Annotated in this window: 23 protein-coding genes and 1 pseudogene; 12 read left to right on the top strand and 12 right to left on the bottom strand. The window is 68.0% G+C overall.

Annotated features, from left to right (window positions below):
* Positions 1–36 precede the first annotated feature (36 nt).
* Positions 37–1,149, top strand: coding sequence for a glycosyltransferase family 2 protein (locus CA237_RS06345; RefSeq protein ID WP_066693236.1), 1,113 nt, complete (start codon positions 37–39; stop codon positions 1,147–1,149).
* Positions 1,150–1,358: 209 nt separating this feature from the next.
* Here the strand turns inward: CA237_RS06345 and CA237_RS06340 are convergent, their stop codons facing one another.
* A complete protein-coding gene (locus CA237_RS06340) occupies positions 1,359–2,591 on the bottom strand; it encodes a glycosyltransferase family 39 protein (RefSeq protein WP_066693233.1) in 1,233 nt (410 codons plus the stop codon).
* 249 nt (positions 2,592–2,840) lie between these two features.
* On the opposite strand from CA237_RS06340, the gene CA237_RS06330 reads away from it, so the two are divergent.
* Positions 2,841–4,064, top strand: coding sequence for a cyclopropane-fatty-acyl-phospholipid synthase family protein (locus tag CA237_RS06330; RefSeq protein WP_066693230.1), 1,224 nt, complete (start codon positions 2,841–2,843; stop codon positions 4,062–4,064).
* A 143-nt stretch (positions 4,065–4,207) separates the two neighbouring features.
* Positions 4,208–4,624, top strand: coding sequence for a hypothetical protein (locus CA237_RS06325; protein ID WP_066693227.1), 417 nt, complete (start codon positions 4,208–4,210; stop codon positions 4,622–4,624).
* Here CA237_RS06325 and CA237_RS06320 read toward each other — a convergent pair.
* The 7 genes from CA237_RS06320 to CA237_RS06290 form a co-directional block, all read right to left on the bottom strand.
* Positions 4,579–5,328 (bottom strand): DUF4019 domain-containing protein, encoded by a 750-nt coding sequence (locus CA237_RS06320; RefSeq protein WP_066693224.1) that lies wholly within the window; start codon positions 5,326–5,328, stop codon positions 4,579–4,581. The genes CA237_RS06325 and CA237_RS06320 overlap by 46 nt on opposite strands.
* 215 nt (positions 5,329–5,543) lie before the next feature.
* On the bottom strand, positions 5,544–5,813 hold the full coding sequence (locus tag CA237_RS06315) for an HPr family phosphocarrier protein (protein ID WP_066693222.1): 270 nt from the start codon (positions 5,811–5,813) through the stop codon (positions 5,544–5,546).
* Positions 5,810–6,217: a PTS sugar transporter subunit IIA gene (locus CA237_RS06310; RefSeq protein ID WP_055761511.1), complete on the bottom strand. Its 408-nt coding sequence runs from the start codon at positions 6,215–6,217 to the stop codon at positions 5,810–5,812. Before CA237_RS06310 ends, CA237_RS06315 begins: the two co-directional genes overlap by 4 nt.
* 23 nt (positions 6,218–6,240) lie before the next feature.
* Complete coding sequence (gene rapZ / locus CA237_RS06305) at positions 6,241–7,134, bottom strand: RNase adapter RapZ (RefSeq protein WP_066693220.1); 894 nt, start codon at positions 7,132–7,134, stop codon at positions 6,241–6,243.
* On the bottom strand, positions 7,131–7,553 hold the full coding sequence (locus CA237_RS06300) for an HPr kinase/phosphatase C-terminal domain-containing protein (RefSeq protein WP_066693218.1): 423 nt from the start codon (positions 7,551–7,553) through the stop codon (positions 7,131–7,133). Before CA237_RS06300 ends, rapZ begins: the two co-directional genes overlap by 4 nt.
* Positions 7,550–9,121 (bottom strand): stimulus-sensing domain-containing protein, encoded by a 1,572-nt coding sequence (locus CA237_RS06295; RefSeq protein ID WP_066693216.1) that lies wholly within the window; start codon positions 9,119–9,121, stop codon positions 7,550–7,552. The genes CA237_RS06300 and CA237_RS06295 overlap by 4 nt, the downstream gene beginning before the upstream one ends.
* A 158-nt stretch (positions 9,122–9,279) precedes the next feature.
* Positions 9,280–9,990 (bottom strand): response regulator transcription factor, encoded by a 711-nt coding sequence (locus CA237_RS06290; protein WP_066693213.1) that lies wholly within the window; start codon positions 9,988–9,990, stop codon positions 9,280–9,282.
* Between the two features lie 376 nt (positions 9,991–10,366).
* On the opposite strand from CA237_RS06290, the gene CA237_RS06280 reads away from it, so the two are divergent.
* From CA237_RS06280 to CA237_RS06265, 4 genes are all read left to right on the top strand, one after another.
* Positions 10,367–11,974, top strand: coding sequence for a phosphoenolpyruvate carboxykinase (locus tag CA237_RS06280; protein WP_066693211.1), 1,608 nt, complete (start codon positions 10,367–10,369; stop codon positions 11,972–11,974).
* Between the two features lie 142 nt (positions 11,975–12,116).
* On the top strand, positions 12,117–12,497 hold the full coding sequence (locus CA237_RS06275) for a hypothetical protein (protein WP_066693210.1): 381 nt from the start codon (positions 12,117–12,119) through the stop codon (positions 12,495–12,497).
* A 27-nt stretch (positions 12,498–12,524) separates the two neighbouring features.
* Positions 12,525–12,731, top strand: coding sequence for a hypothetical protein (locus CA237_RS06270; RefSeq protein WP_066693208.1), 207 nt, complete (start codon positions 12,525–12,527; stop codon positions 12,729–12,731).
* Positions 12,721–12,909, top strand: a complete 189-nt coding sequence (locus tag CA237_RS06265; protein ID WP_066693206.1) for a hypothetical protein — start codon at positions 12,721–12,723, stop codon at positions 12,907–12,909. The genes CA237_RS06270 and CA237_RS06265 overlap by 11 nt, the downstream gene beginning before the upstream one ends.
* A 175-nt stretch (positions 12,910–13,084) precedes the next feature.
* Here CA237_RS06265 and yaaA read toward each other — a convergent pair whose 3' ends face one another.
* Entirely contained in the window at positions 13,085–13,837 is a 753-nt protein-coding gene (gene yaaA / locus CA237_RS06260; RefSeq protein ID WP_066693204.1) for a peroxide stress protein YaaA, read from the bottom strand.
* Between the two features lie 253 nt (positions 13,838–14,090).
* Between yaaA and CA237_RS06255 the strand changes: the two genes are divergently transcribed.
* Positions 14,091–15,395 (top strand): hypothetical protein, encoded by a 1,305-nt coding sequence (locus CA237_RS06255; protein WP_066693201.1) that lies wholly within the window; start codon positions 14,091–14,093, stop codon positions 15,393–15,395.
* A gap of 252 nt (positions 15,396–15,647) precedes the next feature.
* On the opposite strand, the gene CA237_RS06250 is transcribed toward CA237_RS06255, so the two are convergent.
* Positions 15,648–16,118 carry an Lrp/AsnC family transcriptional regulator gene (locus CA237_RS06250; protein WP_066693198.1) on the bottom strand — a complete coding sequence of 157 codons (471 nt, stop codon included), beginning with the start codon at positions 16,116–16,118 and terminating at the stop codon, positions 15,648–15,650.
* A gap of 178 nt (positions 16,119–16,296) precedes the next feature.
* Between CA237_RS06250 and CA237_RS06245 the strand changes: the two genes are divergently transcribed.
* From CA237_RS06245 to CA237_RS06235, 3 genes are read left to right on the top strand one after another with little or no spacing between them, the layout of a single operon-like run.
* Complete coding sequence (locus CA237_RS06245; RefSeq protein ID WP_066693195.1) at positions 16,297–18,177, top strand: histidine kinase dimerization/phospho-acceptor domain-containing protein; 1,881 nt, start codon at positions 16,297–16,299, stop codon at positions 18,175–18,177.
* Positions 18,174–19,163, top strand: a complete 990-nt coding sequence (locus CA237_RS06240) for a polysaccharide deacetylase family protein (RefSeq protein WP_066693194.1) — start codon at positions 18,174–18,176, stop codon at positions 19,161–19,163. The genes CA237_RS06245 and CA237_RS06240 overlap by 4 nt, the downstream gene beginning before the upstream one ends.
* A 45-nt stretch (positions 19,164–19,208) precedes the next feature.
* Positions 19,209–19,703 carry a nucleoside deaminase gene (locus CA237_RS06235; RefSeq protein ID WP_066693193.1) on the top strand — a complete coding sequence of 165 codons (495 nt, stop codon included), beginning with the start codon at positions 19,209–19,211 and terminating at the stop codon, positions 19,701–19,703.
* A gap of 328 nt (positions 19,704–20,031) precedes the next feature.
* Here CA237_RS06235 and rplA read toward each other — a convergent pair whose 3' ends face one another.
* Complete coding sequence (gene rplA / locus CA237_RS06230; protein WP_066693191.1) at positions 20,032–20,730, bottom strand: 50S ribosomal protein L1; 699 nt, start codon at positions 20,728–20,730, stop codon at positions 20,032–20,034.
* A 4-nt stretch (positions 20,731–20,734) separates the two neighbouring features.
* Positions 20,735–21,166 (bottom strand): 50S ribosomal protein L11, encoded by a 432-nt coding sequence (rplK, locus tag CA237_RS06225; protein ID WP_066693188.1) that lies wholly within the window; start codon positions 21,164–21,166, stop codon positions 20,735–20,737.
* 155 nt (positions 21,167–21,321) lie between these two features.
* Between rplK and CA237_RS06220 the strand changes: the two are divergent.
* Positions 21,322–22,097, top strand: a pseudogene (locus tag CA237_RS06220) (hypothetical protein); the annotation flags it as partial.

Genomic DNA, 22,097 nt, shown 5'->3' with positions numbered 1-22,097 from the left:
GGACCCCCGCCTGCGCGGGGGTACGATAGCGGGGATATGACCCCCCTCGACCTCGCCATCGTCGTGCCCGTATTCAACGAACGCGGCAACGTGCCGCTGCTCGTCGCCGCGCTCGACGCGGCGTTGGCCAGCATCGCGTGGGAAGCGATCTTCGTCGACGACGACAGCCCCGACGGCACCGCCGATGTCGCACGCGCCATCGCCCGCCATGACCCGCGCATCCGTGTGATCCAACGGATCGGCCGGCGCGGCCTGTCGAGCGCCTGTATCGAGGGGATGTGCGCCACCGCTGCGCCGCTGGTCGCGGTGATCGACGGCGATCTGCAGCATGACGAGACGCTGTTGCCGCGCATGGCGGCGGCGCTGACCGCCGACCCCGCGCTCGACCTGGTGATCGGCTCGCGCTTCGTCGCCGGCGGCGGGACCGGGGCATGGGACGCCGACCGCGTCGCCAAATCGGCGCTCGCCACCCGCCTGTCGCGCCGCGTGCTGAAGGCCGATCTGTCCGACCCGATGAGCGGCTTCTTCATGATCCGGGGCGAGGTCGTGCGCCGCGTCGTGCCGCGGCTGTCGGGGATCGGCTTCAAGATCCTGCTCGACATCCTGACCGCCGCGCCCCAGCCGCTCAAATTCGTCGAGCTGCCCTATGTGTTCCGCACCCGCGCGGTGGGGGAGAGCAAGCTCGACCATGTCGTCGCGCTCGAATATCTGATCGCGCTCTACGACCGGATGTTCGGGCGGGTGGTGCCGGTGCGCTTCGTCATGTTCTCCGCGATCGGCGCGGCGGGGGCGATCGTCCATCTCGCGGCGCTGGGGCTGCTGCTCGAACTGGGCGCAGGCTTCATCGCGGCGACGATCGTCGCGACGGTGGCGGCGATGACGTTCAATTTCTTCCTGAACAACCACCTGACCTATCGCGACCGGCGGCTGCGGGGGCCAAGGGCGCTGCTCGACGGCTGGGTATCGTTCTGCGCGGTATGTTCGGTCGGCGCGGTCGCCAATGTCGGGGTCGCGGCGTTCCTGTACGATGTGCGCGGCGGGGCGTGGGCGCTGCCGGCGCTGGCGGGAATCGCGGTCGGCGCGGTGTGGAATTTCGCGCTGTCGTCGCGGTTTACGTGGGGGCGGTACGGGCGGAAGCGCTCGGCCTAGTTTTCGCACCGAAGCGGGCGGAAGAGCAGGATTTTCGCGCAGAGGCGCAGAGTACGCAGAGAGGTTGCGATCGGGAGACGGCGCCTCCCTGTCCATTACGGTTAAGCGCCGCAGTCGCGGCAGCTGCAACCCCTCTGCGTCCTCTGCGCCTCTGCGCGAACAAACTCCTACTTTTCTCCGCGCCTCCGCGCCTCCGCGTGAACCCAATTCTAACGCCAGCTATCCAACCACATCCACCGGTTGAACGCCTGCGGCCCCGACAGCGGCGCGGCGGAGATGATCGGGTAGAAATACACGAACAGCATCAGCACCGGCAGCGCGAACCACTCGTTCGCCCGTGCGAAACGTCCCTTCGCATAAGCATGGAACGCCGCCGCCAACGCGAGGCACAACCAGATGCTCGACAGATGGTAATAATAATAGAAGCCGAGCGACTTGGGGATCACCGCCCACACCGCCAGCGATCCGACCCACAGCAGCCCAACCCCCAGCAACGCCCGCGATCGCCGCCGCCATCCGGCCCACAGGCACGCCGCCACCGCGACCAGCCCGCCCCACATGATCGCCGGATTGCCGAGCAGCAGCACGCCGCGCTGCACACCGTTATCGGGTTCGTAGAAATACCAGATCGGCCGGATCAGCAGCGGCCAGCTCCACCAGCTCGACTGATAGGGATGCGGCGCCAGTATCTGCGTCTGTCGCTGGTACATCTCGACCTGGAACGGGATCAGCCGCGACAGCGTCAGCGGGTCCTGCGCATAGAAGAAGGCGGGCGCGAAGGTCGCCAGATAGGTGCCGACACTCACCAGCCCGAACAGCGCCAGCGCGGGGAACAGCGACAGCCCCGGCCAGTAATCGCGCTGATCGCTCTTGCCCCAAATCAGCAGCAGCCCGGCGCCCGCAACATAGGGAATCGCTGCCCATTTGACCCCGACCGCCAGCCCGAACAGCACCGCCGACAGGGTAAGGCGCAACGCCGGCCGCCCGCGCATCGACCATAGCAACGCGGCGATGGCGAGCGTGGTGAACGCGCCCAGATACACCTCCAGCATCGCGGTGCGCGCCTCGATCAGCAGCGTCTGGTTCAGCATCGCCAGCCCCGCCCCGAACGCCGACACCGGCGTCCGCCGGAACAGCAGTTGCAGGCAGGCGAACACCCCCAGCACCGTCGCGGTCCCCGCCAGCGTGCCGAAGATCCGCCACCCCCACGGAGTATCGCCGAACAGCGCGATGCCCGCGGCGATGAACGCCTTCGCCACCAGCGGATGTTCGGTATTCGCCGGATAGGCCAGCGCCAGCAACGTCCTTGCGGCGGGCACGTAATGCACCTCGTCGAACGACAATTTGCCCGGTCGCCCGAGGCCCCACAGGAACAGCAACTGCGCCACGCATGCGATCAGCAGGGCGGTGGTCCATGGGCGATCGCGCAGGCGGGAGAGCATGGGGCGGCGGTGTAGCGGAAGCGGGCGGACCTGCAAATCCTCCCCGGAACGGGGAGGGGGACCGTCGTCGAAGGCGATGGTGGAGCGTGCGGGCGGCGCAACGCGGCGGTTCCGTATGCGGACACCCCCTCCACCATGCTCCGCATGGTCCCCCTCCCCGTGCCGGGGAGGGTCTCAAAGCTCCCTGCCGGGGAGGATCGCAACGGTTCGCCCATCACTTGCCACATTCCGTCCGTATTGGACCGAGCCATGGCACTGATCGACACGTTCCTCGCCCGTACCGTCCGCCGCGGTACGCTCTCGCTCACCCATGCCGATGGCCGCACCGTTACCTTCGGCACCGCCGATCCGGCCTTTCCCGACGTCGCGATCCGCTTCACCCAGCCCGGCGTGGCGGGGCGCATCGTCCGCCATCCCGCGCTGGGCGCGGCGGAGGCGTATATGGACGGCGAACTGGTCATCGACCGCGGCGACATTCGCGATCTGGTCGAGCTGCTGACGTCCAACACCCCCTGGGGCCGGGGCAGCGGCCTTGCTCCGTCGCTGCCGATCCGCCTGTTCGACGCGGTCCGTCACCGGGTCGACCGGGTCAATATGGCCCGCCGGTCGAAACGCAACGTCGCGCATCATTACGACCTGTCCGACCGGCTCTACGCGCTCTTCCTCGACACCGACCTCCAGTATAGCTGCGCCTATTTCACCGATCCCGCCAACAGCCTCGAACAGGCGCAGGCGGACAAGAAGGCGCATATCGCCGCGAAACTGGCGCTGAAGCCCGGCATGCGCGTGCTCGACATCGGCTGCGGCTGGGGCGGGATGGCGCTGTACCTGCATGAAAAGACCGGCGCGGAAGTGCTGGGCGTCACCCTGTCCGAAGAGCAGATCAAGGTCGCCCGCCGCCGCGCGGAGGAAGCCGGCGTCGCCGACAAGGTGAAGTTCGAACTGATCGACTATCGCGCCGTCACCGGCCGGTTCGACCGGATCGTGTCGGTCGGCATGTTCGAACATGTCGGCCCGCCGCAATACGGCACCTTCTTCCGCAAGTGCCGCGAACTGCTGACCGACGACGGCGTCATGCTGCTGCACACCATCGGGCGGATGGGCGTGCCGGGCGTCACCGACACCTTCACCACGAAATACATCTTCCCCGGCGGCTACAACCCGGCGCTGTCGGAAATCGTGCGCGGTTATGAAGGGACCAAGCTGATCGCGACCGATATCGAGGTGCTGCGCGTCCATTATGCGCTGACCATCGACCATTGGTACGATCGCACGGTGGCGGCGAAGGACCAGATCGTCGCGCTGTACGACGAGAAATTCTACCGCATGTGGACCTTCTACCTCGCCGGCGCGGCGGCCGCCTTCCGCCATGGCGGCATGGTCAACTACCAGGTCCAGCTCACCCGCAACCGCCTGTCGCTGCCGCTGACCCGCGATTACATGCTGGAGGAAGAGCGCCGTTTGCGGGGATAGGCTGTCGCCTGCTTCTCTCGTCACCCCGGGCTTGACCCGGGGTCCCGCTTCTCCAGCAACAATGATTGCGAAGCGCCACCCCGGATCATGTCCGGGGCGACGGCGAGGCTTGTCGCATGGAACTCAATCGGCAACGATGCGCCATGGCCTTGTTCGCATGGATTTCCCGGCGATATGCAACGTCGATCAAACCTGACGGCTTCGGCCAAGGCCTGCTCGACGACCTGCGCTGGATCTGGCGCGTGCGTCGTTATCGGCAGCTCACCATGACTTGGCGCGCGCCAACCCCCGACGAAGAAGCCGCGATCATCGCCGACCCACTGCTCGGGCGGTTCGGCGACGATACGATCGGCATCGCGGAGATCGACGGCTTGCGCTGCATCGTCCGCGATCGCGACTGGTTCGGCTGGCCCGATCCGCCGCGCTTCGTGTTCTTCGCGATGGCGGGGGATCGGGTCGCAGCGGCAGCGGACTTCAACGATTGGCCATCCTGCTGGACGCCGGCGCCGCCCGACTATTCGATCGTGACCCCGACGACCTTCCACTCGCCGCCCTCCTGATTCACCGTCACCGTCTCGATCTTCTCGCCACCGGTCGCGAAGCGGGTGCGGAACTTGAGCATTTCGACGCCGGCGGGCGGCACGGGAATGGTTTCCTGCTCCTGCAAGGTCCGCGACACCACCGCGCCCAGCGGCGGGCGGACGCGCTGCGACACCTCGCTCCACACCTGTTCGCTGTTCAGCTTGCGAAACGCCGCACCGAAACGGGCGTAACTCTCGCTCCACCGCCCGGCATCGACCAACTCGAGGAACTGGCGCGCGGCATCGGGGGCCGCGGTGGCGGGGGCGGTCGTGGCGGCCGGCGGGGCCTGGGTCGCACCGGGCATCAGGGTCAGGGCCAGCAGGCCGAGGGCGAAGGTCATCAGCATCACTCCGATCAGAACCGGCAGCCGGCGCCGCGCCGGTGCCGCGCCGTCGTCCGGCGCCTGTCCGACATCGTTCGCCGCGCTCCTCGCGTCCTCCCCGGTTCTTTCGTCCCCCAGATTTTCGGGGGTCTCGGCATCCAGCAACAGCCGGGCCGCCTCACGGCTGCTCGACACCATCAGCTTGCGCCGCGCGTCCCGCAGCCGTTCGTTGATGGTATGGACCGACAGCCCCAGCGTCACCGCGACCGACTTCGCATCATGCCCACGCACGATCAGGCGCAGCGTCTGCTTTTCCTTTTCGGTCAGGGCGTCGATGCCCTGTCTGGCCGGCATGGTCATGGCGTTCGGCCTATGGCCGGGGCGGGGGAGGGGCCACCCCTAAAAATTTGGGAAAGGCGGTTAGCCGTTCTTCGCCCCGCCCTCCCATAAGCCTCGCCCCAGCGCAGGCTGGGGCATCGAGCGGCTCCTGTAGCGCCCTATCACTAGGAGATCCCAGCCTTCGCTGGGATGACGTGCGGGGCGGGGTAACGGTGGGAAGCAGTTCGCCCGCCCGCTCAATCCTCGCCGAAGCGATCCTCGACCAGCTGGCACAACTGCCCCACCACCGCCTCGGCACCGTCGCCCGACGCGCTGATCGTGATATGGTCGCCCTTGGCGGCACCCAGCATCATCAGGCCCATGATCGACGTGCCGGTCACCCGCGATCCGTCCTTTTCGACGCTCACCTCGATCGGGGCGGCGGCGGCCATCGTCACGAACTTGGCGCTCGCGCGCGCGTGCAGCCCGCGGCGGTTGGTGATCTGGACGGTGCGGGTGACGCTCACGCCGCCGCCTCGCCCAGCACTTCGCTGGCGACAGAGATGTACTTGCGCCCCGCCTCGCGCGCGGCGGCGACGGCTTCGGCGACCTTCATCGCCTTGCGTGCGCCGCCCAACCGGATCAGCATCGGCAGGTTGATGCCGGCGATCACCTCGATCCGGCCGGTTTCCATCAGCGAGATGGCGAGGTTGCTGGGGGTCCCGCCGAACAGGTCGGTCAGCACGATCACGCCCTGACCGGCATCGACATCGGCAATCGCCTTGGCGATGTCGGCGCGGCGCTCCTCCATATCGTCCTCGGGACCGATACAGACCGTGCCGATCCGCTCCTGCGGACCCACGACATGTTCCATCGCCACGACGAACTCCTCGGCAAGACGTCCGTGCGTCACCAAAACCAGGCCGATCATGTTCGTCGTCGTTCCTACATCCGTCATGGCGCCTGCTTCGCGCCTTCCAGCGAATCCTGCGGCGCGGTGCCCAGGTCGCGATGGTGTATCGTGGGCGAAAATCCTTGTGCGCGCAACCATGCGCCCATCCGTTCGGCGACATGGACCGACCGGTGCCTACCGCCGGTACAGCCGAACGCGATGGTGACATAGGATTTCCCCTCCGCGCGGTAGCGGGGAAGGAGGGTCAGCAGCATCGTCTCGAACGAAGCGATCGCCGCGTCATACGCCGGATCGGCCTGCACATAGGCCGCGACATCGGGGTCCAGCCCCGTACCCGGCCGCAGCACCGGGTCCCAGTGCGGATTGCGCAGGAACCGCATGTCGAGCACGATATCGGCGTTGCGCGGCACCCCGCGCGAAAAGCCGAACGACAGCACCGACAGTACCGGATCGCTGCTGTCCGGCTCGGCAAAGGTCTCGCGCGTCCATTGCGCCAGATCGGCACGAGAGAAATTGGTGGTGTCGAGCAACCGGTTGGCGAAGGCGCGTAAGGGTTCGAGCACCTCGCGCTCGCTCTCGATCCCATCGGCGGCGGTGCGGTCGCTGGCCAGCGGATGCCGTCGCCGCGTCTCGTTGTAACGGCGCTCCAGCTCGGCCTGGCTGCTGTCGAGGAACAGCACGCTGACCCCGAAATCGGGCCGGGCGCGGATCGCGGCGACGATCTGTTCGGCATCGAAGCCGCGCGTGCGGGTGCCGATGCCGATCGCGAGCGGCCGGTCGGCATCGGCCGGGCTGGCGGCGATCAGGTTGCCGAGCAGGCGCAGCGGCAGGTTGTCGACAATGTCCCAGCCGCTGTCCTCCAGCGTCTTGAGCACCGTCGATTTTCCCGCGCCGGACATGCCGGTGACGAGCAGGATGGAGGCGTGACGCATCATCGGGCGATCCTGTCGAGCATGAGGTGGAGTCGGGCCGGGGCCGATGCCTCCAGCAATGCCATGGTATAGGCGGGCAGCGCTATGCCCGCGACGACATGGGTCATAGCCTCGGGCATCCGCTCGGGCGTGCCGGATGCGATCCACAGCGCAACCGGCACATCGCGGACATAGGGGCGTTCGACGATACCGATCCCGCGCACCTCGATCCGCCCGGCGATGGTCGCGGGCGGCGCGGCGCGCAGCACACCGTCCCGCGCCGTCAGCAACGTATAGTCGTCGCTGACCAGCATCGCGCCGGCATCGATCAGCCGCAGCGTCAGGTCGGACTTGCCCGCCCCCGACGGCCCGGCGATCAGCACGCCCCGCCCGTCGATCGCGACGCACGAGGCATGCACGGTTTGCGGAGGCTCGTCGCTCATGCGCCGGCCACCGGCAGCTGCACGACGAAGCGCGCGCCGTCGCGGTGGTCCCTGCGTGATTCTGCGGCGATCATACCGCCATGCCCTTCGACGATGGTCCGCGCGATGGCAAGGCCAAGGCCGGAATGTCGTCCGAAAGCCTCGTCGCCCGGTCGCACCGAATGGAAGCGGCGAAACACCGCCTCGCGCTGTTCGGGGGGGACGCCCGGGCCTTCGTCGACCACCTCGATCTCGATCAGGTCGCCGTCGTTGGTGCCCGCGATCCTCACCGTGCCGCCGGGGGGCGAGAAGGAGATGGCATTGTCGATCAGATTGGCGAACACCCGCTCCAGCCGCGCACCCTCGCCATGCACCACCAGCGGCTCGTCCGGGTCGAAATGCAGCGTCACGCCGCGCGCGATCCCGCGTTCGGTGCGATAGGCGACCAGCGCGCCGATCAGCGCGCCCAGATCGACCGCCTCGAACTTCGCCCGTGCCAGCTGCGCATCCAGCCGCGACGCGTCGGAGATATCGGTAATCAGCCGGTCGAGCCGGTGCACATCGTCCTGCACGATTGCCAGCAGCTGCGCGCGCAGCTCGGGGTCCTTGACCGCACCCAACCCGTCGACCGCCGACCGCAGCGAGGCCAGCGGGTTCTTCAATTCGTGCGTCACATCGGCGGCGAAGGCTTCGGTCGCGTCGATCCGGCTGCGCAGCGCGCTGGTCATGTCGGACAGTGCGCGGGCGAGCATCCCGATCTCGTCGCGGCGGCTGGGCAGGCGCGGCACGACGACCTCGCGCGCGCGACCGAGCCGCACCCGGATCGCGGCGCGGGCCAGCATCCGCATCGGCCGGACGATGGTGCGCGCAAGGAACAGCGACAGCAGCACCGACAGCAGAAACGCGACCGCCAGCACCAGGCTCAACCGCGCCCGCTCGGTCCTGACGGTCGAGGTGATGTCGCGCGCGTTGACCGTCGCCATCAGCACCCGATCCTCGGGCAGCGGCGCGGCGGCGGTGACCACCGGCGTCCGGTCGGGCGCGCGCCACACGCTCGCCGCCGTGCCGCCGGTGGTGCGCACCGTCACCACATCGGGCCAGCGCAGGCCGCGCCCGGGGGCACGTTCGCGGTACAGCGGGTCGCGGTCGTTGCCGACCACCGTATCGATCCCGGCGTCGAGCGCGCGGGCGGCATCCTGTTGCCAGCCGTCCTTGTCCGGGTCGACCAGCTGGAAATTGCGCACGCCCAGCGCGCGGCTGTCCGCCACCAGCCGCCCGCGCCGGTCATAGATGCGCAGCCGCAGCCCCGACTTGCGCGCGAAATTGACCATCTCGTCGGTGCGGTCGTCGGGCGGCAGCAGCGCCAGCGCCTCGGCGATCAACCGCACCTCGCGCTCGGCCTGCGCCACCCGTCCGTCGACGATCCGCGCGCGATAGCTGTCGAGATAGAAGAACCCGCCCGCCAGCAGCGCGAGCGCGAAGATGTTCACGAACAGGATGCGCGGGGTGAGCGACACCCGGCCCGACCAGCGCAGCGACAGCGCGCCTTCGTCGACCGGCAGGTCCTCGGGCGGATCAGCGGGGGGCATGGTGGCGTGCCCTCACGCGCCGACGTACCCCCGCGCAGGCGGGGGTCCAGAGCCAAGCAATACCGCCGGGTGCGTACGGGGCCCTGGACCCCCGCCTGCGCGGGGGTACGGCTACATGGCGGAAAGCAGGCGAGCGATCGCCGCCGACCAACCCCACCCTATTCGTCCGAAAACCGATACCCCGCGCCATACAGCGTCTCGATCGCATCGAATTCCTTGTCGACCTGCCGGAACTTGCGGCGCAACCGCTTGATATGGCTGTCGATCGTGCGGTCGTCGACATAGATGTCGTCCTGATAGGCGGCGTCCATCAACTGGTTGCGCGTCTTGACGATGCCGGGGCGGCTGGCGAGCGTTTCGAGGATCAGGAACTCGGTCACGGTCAGCGTGACGTTCTCTCCGTTCCACGTCACCTTGTGCCGCGCCGGGTCCATCGCCAGCCGCCCGCGCTCCAGTACCGCCTGCGGGCTCCCCTCGGGACTGCCCGGCTCGCCGGCCTGCGCCGGTTCGGCGCGGCGCAGAATGGCGCGGATGCGCGCGATCAGCAGGCGCTGCGAAAACGGCTTGGCGATATAGTCGTCGGCACCCATGGCAAGGCCGAGCGCCTCGTCCAGCTCGTCGTCCTTGCTGGTCAGGAAGATCACCGGCAACCGGCTCTTTTCCCGCAACCGCCGCAGCAGCTCGAGGCCGTCCATCCGCGGCATCTTGATGTCGAGTACCGCCAGGTCGGGCGGATTCTCGGCAAAGGCCTTCAGCGCAACCTCGCCGTCCGAATAGACCCGCGTGACGAACCCTTCGGTCTGCAACGCGATCGACACCGACGTCAGGATGTTACGGTCGTCATCGACCAGCGCGATCGTCGCGGTCATGCCACAAGGTCCATCTGCATCACGCTCGACGGTTAGGGGAAAGGGGGCGAACGCTCAATCCCCGAGCCGGCAGCGAGGGACATTCGTTCTTTGGCGAGAGATATCCCCCCAACCGTCACCCCGGGCTTGACCCGGGGTCCCGCTTCTTACCCACGCCGGAAAAAAGAAGCGGGACCCCGGATCAAGTCCGGGGTGACGAAGAAAGGGCGGCCATATATCATATAAATCCACATCTAACCCATTGGTCGCGACCACAAAACATCACGACGATAATGTTGTTTAACGTGTTTGACGGCTACCATCCCCGCGCCTAAACCAACCGCAAATCGCGGGGCGGGTCCACCGTCCGCGAGTCGATACCCGAGGGAGAACAAGCATGGCGATCGTCACGCCCGAACACGACCTGGCCGCAATGGGAATCGAAACCGGCGCCGAAGTGCACTGGAACCTGCGCACGCCGCAGCTGGTCGAGTTGGCGGTCGCGCGCGGTGAAGGGCGGCTGGCCAAGGACGGCCCGCTGGTCGTCACCACCGGTCGCCACACCGGCCGCAGCCCGCAGGACAAGTTCATGGTCCGCGACGCGGTGACCGAGGACACCGTGTGGTGGGGCAAGACCAACCGCGCGATGGACCCGGCGCATTTCGCCACGCTGAAGGCCGATTTCCTTGCCGAGCTGGTCAACGAACCGAACCTGTTCGTGCAGGACCTGTTCGGCGGGTCGCAGCCCGAACACCGGGTGAAGGTCCGCGTCATCAATACGCTGGCATGGCACAACCTGTTCATCCGTACGATGCTGGTCCGCCCCGAAAACGCCGATCTCGCGGGCTTCGTCCCCGACTTCACCATCATCGACCTGCCCAATTTCCGCGCCGATCCCGCGCGTCACGGTTGCCGCAGCGAGACGGTGATCGCGGTCAGCATGACCGAAAAGCTGATCCTGATCGGCGGCACGCAGTACGCGGGTGAGATGAAGAAGTCGGTGTTCGGCCTCTTGAACTTCCTGCTGCCCGAAACCGGCACCATGCCGATGCACTGTTCCGCCAATATCGGTCCCAAGGGCGATACGGCGGTGTTCTTCGGCCTGTCGGGCACCGGCAAGACGACGCTGTCGGCCGATGCCAGCCGCACGCTGATCGGCGACGACGAACATGGCTGGTCGGACACGGCGGTCTTCAATTTCGAAGGCGGCTGCTATGCCAAGATGATCCGCCTGTCGGCCGAGGCCGAGCCGGAAATCTTCGCCACGACCCGGCGCTTCGGCACCGTCCTCGAAAATGTCGTGATGGACCCGGACACGCGGGTGCTCGACCTCGACGATCCCAGCCTCGCCGAAAATTCGCGCGCGGCCTATCCGATCGACTTCATCCCCAATGCCTCGGCCGACAATATGGGGCCGGTGCCGAGCAACGTCGTGATGCTGACCGCCGACGCCTTCGGGATCCTGCCCCCGATCGCGAAGCTGACCCCGGACCAGGCGATGTACCATTTCCTGTCGGGCTATACGTCGAAGGTGGCGGGGACCGAGATCGGCGTGACCGAGCCGGAGCCGGTCTTCTCGACCTGTTTCGGCGCGCCGTTCATGCCGCGCCACCCCTCGGTCTATGGCAATCTGCTGAAGGAGCGCATCGCCAGGGGCAATGTCGCGTGCTGGCTGGTCAATACCGGCTGGACCGGCGGCCAATATGGCGAGGGGCGGCGGATGCCGATCAAGGCGACGCGCGCGCTGCTCAACGCCGCGCTCGACGGATCGCTGAACGACGCCGAATTCCGCACTGATCCCTATTTCGGGTTCCAGGTGCCGGTGTCGGTGCCGGGCGTCGACGCCGCGATCCTCGACCCGCGGTCGACCTGGGCCGATGGCGCCGCCTATGACCGCACCGCCGCCAAGCTGGTCGACCTGTTCAACGCCAATTTCGCGCAGTTCGCCGATGCGGTCGACGCCGGGGTGCGCGACGCCGCCCCGCGCGTCGCCGAACCGGCCTGACGTCGGGAGAGGGAGCGCCCCCGCCACGTAAGCGGGGGCGCCTTTTCCGATCTTGATCAAGCTATTGTAAGTTAATGAAATATTCCGGAACTTGCCGGGTCGGGCTGTCGTTCGTTCGGCGACCGTCACCGGAGGTTTCACCATGGATTACCGCAAGCTCGCCTTCGGGCTCGGCATCTTCTCGATCGCGCTCGGTGCCGCCGAACTGCTCGGATCGAAGCGGATCACCCGCGCGCTGGATGCCGATGGGCATGAAGGGCTGGTGAAGGGCTTCGGCGCGCGCGAGCTGCTCGCCGGGGCTAATCTGCTCGCCGCGCCGGCGCATGCTACCAATGTCTGGAACCGGGTGGCGGGCGACGCGATGGACCTGAGCGCGCTGGCGCTCGCCGCCCGCAAATCGCCCGGCAATCGCGCGATCTGGGGATCGATCGCCTTCGTCATCGGCGCGACGTTGCTCGACATCGCGACGGCGCGCGGGCTGGACGCGACGACCGGCAAGACATTGCCCGTCGCAGCGGGATAGCCCGGCGGCTTGCCGCGTTGATGCGCCATGCCCCATGCTCTCCACGAACCGCAATCCGCCGACCTGACGCTGCGCGCCGGGCGCAAGCTGCGCCTAAGGGCAGGGGTCCATGTCACCCCGGCCGGTTTGCTGTCGATCGGCGCGCTGGTATCCTCGATCCTGTTGTCCAGCGCGGCGATCGTCGTCGCCGCGCGGATACCGGCGCGGGATCGGGAGAAGCGCGATGTTCTATGACTCCAACGCTTGGCCACCGCCCCCCGACGGCTATGAACCGCCCAAGCCGCCGGCGCGCCTGACCTGCCCGCAGGAACGGGTGATGATCGGCAGCATCGGGCTGTTCCTGCTGGTCATGTTCGTCGGGCCGCTGGCCGGGTCGTCGGTGATCGCGGGGCTGATCGCGGTGTTTTCGTAAGGTCCGCGGCCTTCCGTTCTCTTTCCCGTTTGCTTCGAGCGCAGGTTGGAGCCTGTCGAGAACCGAAGTCGAGAAGGGGGTGCCTCAAACGGGAGGTTCTCGACGGACGCTTCTCGACAAGCTCGAAGCTGCTCGAACCGAGCGGATTTACGTGGCGGAGGCGATCAGGCCCCATTCACCCGCGCAAAAACATCCACCGATCCCCCTCAGCCCCCGCAAACCGATACCCGTCGCTATCGAACCCGTGCATAGCCTCGACCTCGGTCACGCGATGCTCGCACATCCACCGCGCCATCATCCCCCGCGCCCGCTTCGCATGAAAGCTGACGAAGCGCGGCCCGTCCGGCCCGTCCTCGCGGAAATCGACCTCGATCACCCGCACATCGCCCGGCAGCTTGCCCGCCACCGCATGCCAATATTCCTGGCTGGCGAGGTTCAGCACCACGTCCGACCCGCTCGCCCGGACATCCTCCGCCAGCAATTCCGCGATCCGGTCCCCCCAGAACGCGTACAAATCCTTCGCCCGCCCCGGCGCCCAGCGCGTGCCCATCTCCAGCCGGTAGGGCTTGATCGCGTCGAGCGGCCGCAGCAGTCCGTACAGCCCCGACAGGATCCGCACATGGTCCTGCGCGAAATCGAACTGCGCCGTCTCCAGCGACTTGGCGTCGAACCCGGCATAGACGTCGCCCGCGAACGCCAGCAGCGCTGGCCGCTCCTCCGCACCGTCGAACGCGCGATACCGACCGGCATTCAGCTCGGCCAGCTTGGGCGAAATCCGCATCAGCTCGCCCAGCTTCTTCGCGCCCAGCCGCGCCGCGCCGCGCGCGATCTGCCCGCTCTCCTCGGGAAAGCGCGGCGCGCTCCACGTCAGGTCGGGCAGCGTGCTCGTATCATCGAGCGTCTTGGCGGGGGACAGGATCGCGATCATCGCGAGCCGCCTATCGGCCGCAAACCGACACGTCAAAGGGGATGGGGGGGTTGGTCCGCTCGCGCGAAACCGGCACCGCGTCGATCCGGCACCGCCGGATCGCACAACGGACCCGAACCGTTCAACGCGCGTTCAGCGCAGGTCCGGCAACGCATCGTTACGTGCGTGTGCTTGTGCGGACGCATGGTTCGACCTAGATGGGCCGCGCCTGCCGGGCGCGCGCCTGGCACCAGTTTTCGGGAGAGATCACGGCATGACGTTCGTTTCCAAGGCCGCCCTGGCCGCCCTGCTCGGCATGGGTGCGACCCTGGTCGTCGCCCCGACCGCCGATGCCCAGCGCAAGAAGAAGGAAGACGCAGCCGCCGCGCCGCAGATTCAGGTCGGCGAAGCCTTCCGCACCGCCGCGCTCGCCGCCGACGCCGCGATCAAGGCCAAGAATTTCGCCGCCGCCGATCAGCAGATCGCCGCGATGCAGGCCGCGATGACCGCCGGCAACCAGGACGAGGCCTATTTCCTCGCCCAGCTGAAGGTGCAGAATGCGCAGGCGAAGAACGACCGCCCGGCGCTCGCCGCGGCGATCGACGAACTGCTCGCCAGCCCGAAGCTGAAGCCCGAAGAGCGCGGCGGCCTCTATTACAACCGCGGCGTCCTCGCGCTCGACACCAAGCAGACCGATGTCGCGGTGCAGAATTTCGAACGCGCCAAGCAGGCCGGCTATAACGAACCCGACCTCGAACTGCGCCTTGCCAGCATCGCGATCCAGAAGGGTCAAGTCGATCAGGGCCTCGCCAGCCTCGAAAAGGTGATGGCCGCGCGCAAGGCCGCCGGTCAGCCGGTGCCGGCAGGCTGGTACGACCTCGCCATCTCGCAGCTCTATCGCTCGAACCGTCCGGTCGAGGCGGGACAGTGGGCGCGCCGCAAGCTGGCCGACTATCCGACCCAGGCGAACTGGCGCACCGTGCTGGCGCTGTTCCGCGACCGCGCGGACAACAAGGGCGCGACGCTCGGCAACCAGGCGCGCGTCGACATTCTGCGCCTGATGCGCGACACCAAGTCGCTCGCCGACCAGAACGACTATCGCGACTATGTCCAGACCACGCAGGACATCGGCCTGCCCTATGAAACCGTCGCGGTGATCGACGAAGGGCGCGCCTCGGGCAAGATCCCGGCCTCGGCCGCGATCTTCAACACCGTCCGCACCACCGCGCAGACCCAGATCAAGGCCGATGGTTCGGCCGCCGCGCTCGAAACCCGCGCCAAGTCCGGCCCGAACGGCCGTCCGGCGATGGCGGCGGGCAACGTCTATCTGGCGACCGGCAACAACGCCAAGGCGGTCGAGATGTACAATCTCGCGCTGCAAAAGGGCGGGATCGACGCCGACGAAGCCAACACCCGCATCGGCATCGCCCATGCCCGTGCCGGCCAGGCGGCGGAAGCGAAGGCGGCGTTCGGCAAGGTGACGACCACCGGCCCGCGCGCCGAAATCGCCAGCTTCTGGACCTTCTACGTCGACAATCCCCGCATCGTCGCGTCGACCCCGGCGGTCGGCAACAACTGATCGGGTGACCCGAACGCGAAACGGCCCGGACCAGCGATGGTCCGGGCCGTTTTCGTTTGGGGGAGGGGGCGGCAGTCCCGATCACTCCGTTTCCATCCCAACCACCCCGTTTGGTTCGAGTAGCGATCGAGCGAAGTCGAGAGCGCGTATCGAGAACGGGGTTCCGCTGGGCGGGTGTTCTCGACAGACGCTTCTCGACAAGCTCGAAGCTGCTCGAACCGAACGGGGTGGCTTATCGCCGGGAGAGGGTAATCACTCCCCGGCGGAAACCGGAATCCCCGGCAGCGCCTTCGACGTCCTGACCGTCGGCGACGTCTTCACGCTCGCCACATTGGGCGCGGTAATCAGCTGCGTCGTCAGCATCGACTGGAAGGATTCGAGGTCCGCCGCGACGATCTTGAGGATGAAGTCGATCTCGCCGTTCAGCATATGGCATTCGCGCACCTCGGGGATCGTCGCGATATGCTCCTCGAACGCGGCAAGGTCGCTGCCCGCCTGGCTCTTCAGGCTGACCAGCGCGAAGACCGTGATCGTGAACCCCAGCAGCCGGGGATCGAGCGCGGCATGATAGCCGCGGATCGCGCCGGCCTCTTCCAGCGCGCGGACGCGGCGCAGGCAGGGCGGGGCGGTCAGCCCGACGCGCTCGGCCAGTTCGACGTTCGTCATCCGCCCGTCCTCCTGCAACAGGGCAAGGATTTGCCGGTCGATACGATCGAAAGCCATGATAGTGTTCCGTGTTAGGGTCCGAATGATTGCCCTGCCTACAGCATTATAAAATTACGCGGAAGCGCAATTGTCCCACATTGCGACGTGCCGAAAATGGGCAGTTCCGTATTAACGACGTCGGCGTTAAGGGTCGTAGGCACCCCGGCTTTGCGCGGGTGCGAGTAACGGGAACGCGGTGCGCTTCGACGACAGCCTCGAAACGGTTTTGGCCTCCGATCTGACGGGCGAGGGTGCGCGCGCGTCCGCCTGGCGGCAGCTGGTCGACCTGATCGGGCGCGGTCGCGCCAGCCCCGATCCCCGCGCCATCGCGCTACTACGCGAATTGCGCGACGGCGTGCCGCGCACCGTCCGCGTCGCCAGCGCCCGCGACCTCGAATATGCCCGCCCGCCTGCCGAACTGGTCGACCTGCTGGCGACCGACGTGATCGAGGCGGCGGTGCCGGTGCTGCGCAGCGCCACGCTGTCGGTCGGCGAATGGCTGGCGCTGTTGCCGCGCCTCGGCTCGGCGGCGCGCGGCGTGGTCCGCAACCGCCGCGACCTCGACCCTGCCGTCACCCGCGCGCTCGACAGCTTCGGCAGCACCGACCTCGTGCTGGGCGACGAGCGGGCGGCGGAAGACGTCGCCGCATCCGCCACAAGCGGTCACCCCAGCGAAGGCTGGGGTCTCTCGCCGCAGCCGGACGACGCCCGCCCCGCAGAAACCTCGGCCTCGGCCGGGACGACGGCTGCGTTCGATGCGGAGCGCTCAACGCCGGCGGCCGACGCCGAAGATGTATCGGCCATCGCCGCGTCCGCACCCTCTACCCAGGAACGTCATCCCAGCGAAGGCTGGGATCTCCCGCCGCAGTCGGACGACGCTCACCCCACAGAGACCCCAGCGTCCGCTGGGGTGACGTCCGGGGCGGTCGACGCGGAAACAGGCGACGACGCTGCCCCCGAAGCCGACCCCGCCGGCCCGTTCCGCATCGTCGACGTCATGGCCCGGATCGAGGCGTTCGAGCGCAACCAGGACGCTCCGCCCCCGCCGCCGCCCGCGAGCACCCATGACAGCTTCCGCTTCGAAACCGACGCCGCCGGCCTGATCCGCTGGGTCGACGGTGTCAGCCGCGCGCCGCTGATCGGCCTGTCGCTCGATTTCGGCGCCGCGCCCGGCACCGCGCGCTTCGACGGGGTAGCGGCCGGAGCGTTGCGCCATCGCAGCCCGTTCCGCGACGCCCGGCTGGTGATCGGCGGCGACAGCGATGCGGCTGGCGAATGGAGCGTGGCCGGCGTTCCCGCCTTCGACCATGCGACCGGTCGCTTTACCGGCTATCGCGGCACCGCCCGCCGTCCGCGCAGCGACGAACGCGCCGAACCGGTCGCCAACCGCGACGCCGGCGTGGCGCAACTGCGCCAGCTGGTCCACGAACTGCGCACCCCCGCCGGTGCCATCGCCGGCTTTGCCGAGATGATCGAGGCGCAGCTGCTCGGCCCCGTGCCGCCGGTCTATCGCGACCGGGCCGGGGCGATCCTCAACCATTCGCGCGACCTCGTGGCCGTTATCGACGATCTCGACCTCGCCGCGCGGATCGATGGCGACGCGCTCGATCTGCGCGCCGACAGCGTGGCGTTGCGCCCGGTGTTCGACGTCATCGCCGCCGACCTCGCCTCGCTGTGCGAATTGCGCGGCACGCTGCTGGAGATCGAGCCGACCGACCTGTCGGTATCGGGCGACCGCCGCGCGGTCGAACGCCTGCTCGCCCGCCTGCTCGCGACGCTCGTCTCGGCGGGCGAGGCGGAGGAATCCATCTATGTCCGCATGGGGCTGGAGGGCGACGGCCATGTCGCGATCGTGCTCGACCGGCCGCAGGCCTTGGACGCATGGCCCGGCGACAGCGTGTTCGACGTCGACGATGATGAAGGCGACCAGTCGCTGCTCGGCACCGGCTTTGCCCTCCGCCTCGCCCGCAACCTCGCCAGCGAACTGGGCGGCACGCTGGTCTTCGGCACCGCCACGCTGACGCTGCGCCTGCCGGCGGCGGACGCGGTGGAGGTCGGGCAGGCGCAGCAGCGGTGAGCCCGCCCTTCCGGCCCGCCGATGGCCGGCCGGTCGTGTGGCGCGCCGGCTTCGGCACCCGCTTCACCTTGCTTGTCGATACCGAGGAGGAATTCGACTGGCGCGCGCCCTTCCGCCACGATGGCTGGGGCGTGGCGACCACCGCCGCCTTGCCCGACGCCCATGCGCGTCTGGCGGGGATGGGCGCGCGCAGCGGCTACCTTGTCGACTATCCGGTCGCGACCGATCCCGCTGCGATCGACGCCCTGCGCGCGGTGATGGCGCAGGGGGATGCGACCATCGGTGCGCAGCTCCACCCCTGGGTCAACCCGCCCTTCGACGAGGCGCTGTCCAATCACAGCAGCTTCGCCGGCAACCTGCCCAAGGCACTGGAGGGGGCCAAGCTCGACCGCCTGACCGATGCGCTGACCGCGATCATCGGCACCGCGCCGACCGTCTATCGCGCCGGCCGCTACGGCCTCGGTCCCAACACCCTCAAGCTGCTGGCGGCCCGCGGCTATCGCCTCGATAGCTCGATGCGCGCCCGCTACGATTATGGCGCGCAGGGCGGTCCCGACTATCGCGCCATCGCCAACCACGCCTTCCGCACCGGTCCCGATGGCGGCATCGTCGAACTGCCGCTGACCACCGTCTTCACCGGCCGGTTGCGCCGCGGCGGCGCGCATCTCTACCGCGCCGCCGGCCGGATCCCGCGCGGGCGCGGCGTCCTCGCCCGCCTCGGCCTGCTCCACCGCGTCGCGCTCACGCCCGAGGACATGCCGCTCGCGGACGTGCTGGAAGCGATCCGCGTCGCGGTGGGGGAGGGGACGCGCGTCCTCAACTTCGCCTATCACTCGCCCAGCCTCGTCCCCGGCCACACCCCCTATGTCCGCGACGCCGCCGACCTCGTCGCTTTCTGGCGCTGGTGGGATGCGGTGCTGGCGCTGCTCGCGCGATTGGACGTGCATGCCGCGTCGAGCGACGACATCCTCGCCGCCGCCGACTGATCCTTCGGCGCCCCGGCGCGTTCAGCGCGGCGAAGGGAATTGCCGATGCTGACGCCCCAAGACGAACACTGGATGCGACAGGCGATCGCCATCGCCCGGACCAAGGGCGACGACCCGTCCTGCTCCCCGCTAGGATCGATCATCGTCCGCGACGGCAAGGTGCTCTCCGCCGAACCCAACCAGACGCAGGAGCTGCCGGACGCCACCGCCCATGCCGAGATGATGGCGATCCGCCGCGCATGCGAGGGGGTCGGCGACATGGAACTGCGCGGTGCGACGCTCTACTCCACGCTGCAACCCTGCGGCATGTGCACCATGGCCTCGATCTGGTCGAAGGTCGCCCGCGTCGTCTATGGCGCCGGCCGCGACGACGTCCACGAAATGTATTTCGAGGATCGCCACATCGACACCCTCAGCTTCATCGCCGACGCCTATCGCGACGATATCGTGATCGAAGGCGGCTGCCTGCGCGAGGAATGCGCGGCGCTCTATTACGGCCCGGATGACGACGTGCCGGAGGAGGAACAGGGGAACCTGTAAGAGGAAGGCAACGCTCCCCCCAACCGTCACCCCGGGCTTGACCCAGGGTCCCGATTCTTCTTCCGCGCCCGTTGAGCCGCTACCGCGGATCAAATCCGGACATGGACGGACACCCAACCACCCCCGTCATCCCGGCGAAGGCCGGGATCCATTGTGTCGGAAGCTCCCGGCTCCAGCAACGACACGACAAAAGGGGCCGGAAGCACGAAAGCCTCCGACCCTTGTTCTGTTTGTCGGCCGACGCGGGAGTAAATCCCGCATCGGCGGTCGGGAGCTTGCGCCCCCGCTGGCCGGCCTCGGGCCGTGCCCTGCGGCACGGCGTCGGCGCTTACGCGCCTGCAACCTCAGCCGTATCGACCTTGATCCCCGGGCCCATCGACGAGCTGACCGCAACCTTGCGGACATACTTGCCCTTTGCGCCCGCCGGCTTGGCCTTCACCACGGCGTCGACCAGTGCGTCGAAGTTTTCGCGCAGGTCGGCGGCCGAGAACGACGCCTTGCCGATGCCCGAATGGATGATGCCGGCCTTTTCGACGCGGTATTCCACCTGGCCGCCCTTGGCCGCTTCGACCGCAGCCGCGACGTTCATCGTGACCGTGCCGAGCTTCGGGTTCGGCATCAGGCCCTTCGGACCCAGGATCTTGCCGAGACGACCGACCAGGCCCATCATGTCCGGGGTCGCGATGCAGCGATCGAAGTCGATCTTGCCGCCCTGGATCGCGTCCATCAGATCTTCGGCACCGACGACATCGGCACCCGCTGCGGTGGCTTCCTCGGCCTTCGCGCCGCGGGCGAACACGCCGACGCGCACGGTCTTGCCGGTGCCCTTGGGCAGGGTCACGACGCCGCGGACCATCTGGTCGGCGTGACGCGGATCGACGCCCAGGTTCAGCGCGACTTCGATCGTTTCGTCGAACTTGGCGGTCGCATGGGTCTTGGCGAGCGCGATCGCTTCATCGACGCCGTACAGCTTCTGCGCATCGACGGCAGCGGCGAGGGTCTTCGCCTTCTTGGTCAGCTTGGCCACAGTCTTAACCCTCCACCACTTCGAGGCCCATCGCGCGGGCCGAACCTTCGATGATCTTCGTCGCCGCGTCGATGTCGTTGGCGTTCAGATCCTTCATCTTCATCGTGGCGATTTCGCTCAGCTGCGACCGCTTGATGCTGCCGGCCTTCACCTTGCCCGGTTCCTTCGAACCCGACTTCAGGTTGATCGCCTGCTTGATGAGGTACGTCGCCGGCGGCGTCTTCGTCTCGAAGCTGAACGAACGGTCGGCATAAACGGTGATGATCGTCGGCAGCGGGGTGCCCTTCGCCGTGTCACCGGTCTGGGCGTTGAACGCCTTGCAGAATTCCATGATGTTCACGCCGCGCTGACCCAGCGCCGGGCCGATCGGCGGCGACGGCTTGGCTTCGCCCGCCGGCACCTGCAGCTTGATGTAGCCAGTAATCTTCTTGGCCATGGGTATCACTCTCTTTCAAGTTTAGCGGTTCGTGCGGCGCGGCCCAATGGGCCGGCCTCCCGCCATGGTTTCCAAAACTGTCGTTTGGGAAGCGGCGCGCTTAGCGCAAAAGCGCCCCCCTTGCAATGTAGGATTCCGCCTGATCCTCTGGCGCCATGTCCGACCGCAAACCCCGCCCGTACAGCCGCAAGCAGGCGCTGCAAAACGCCGCCTTCCTCGCCGAACTCGAACGCACCGGCAACGCCCGCGACGCCGCCCGCACGACCGGCCTCAACCGCTCGATGCTCACCAAGCGCCGCAACGCCGACCCCGACTTCGCCCAGCGCTGGGAGGCGGCGCTGACCCTCGCCGCCGCCCGCCTCGCCAGGCCCGAGCAGACGGAAGGCCCGGCGCGCGTCGTCCGTTCGAAAGGCCGCCTGCAACTGCGCGTCTCCAAGACCCGCACCATCGACCGCGACGCCGAACAACGCTTCCTCGCCGGCCTCAGCGCCACCGCCAATGTCCGCCTCTCCGCAGCCGCCGCCGGCTTCGCCCATAGCAGCTTCTACGCCCGTGCGCGCAACAATCCCGGCTTCGCCCGCGAAATGCGCGTCGCGCTGGCGGTTGGGTCCGAACGCCTCGAACTGGCGCTGCTCGAAAGCTCGCTGCCGGAGGCGAACGTCCACGACCATTGGCAGCACAACGATCCCCCGCCGATCCCGGCGATGACCGTGCACCAGGCGATGCAGATGATCGCGTGGAACGACAAGCGTGCCAAGGGGCTGGCCAACCCCGACCTCGCCCCGAAGCGCGGCGAGAGCAACGCCGCGTATCTCGAGCGCAAGGCGAAGGACTATCGCGCCCGGTTGTTGCTGGCCGAGGACGAGATGCGGATGGTGGAATATGCGCAGCTGGAGTGGCGGCGGGGTGGGCGCCGGACGCAGTGGGAGCC

The sequence above is a fragment of the Sphingomonas sp. ABOLH genome, assembly GCF_003951715.1.
Classification (GTDB): Bacteria; Pseudomonadota; Alphaproteobacteria; order Sphingomonadales; family Sphingomonadaceae; genus Sphingomonas; species Sphingomonas hankookensis_A.
The sequence above is the reverse complement of the archived record's forward strand: the minus strand, read 5'-3'. Positions and strand labels throughout refer to the sequence as shown.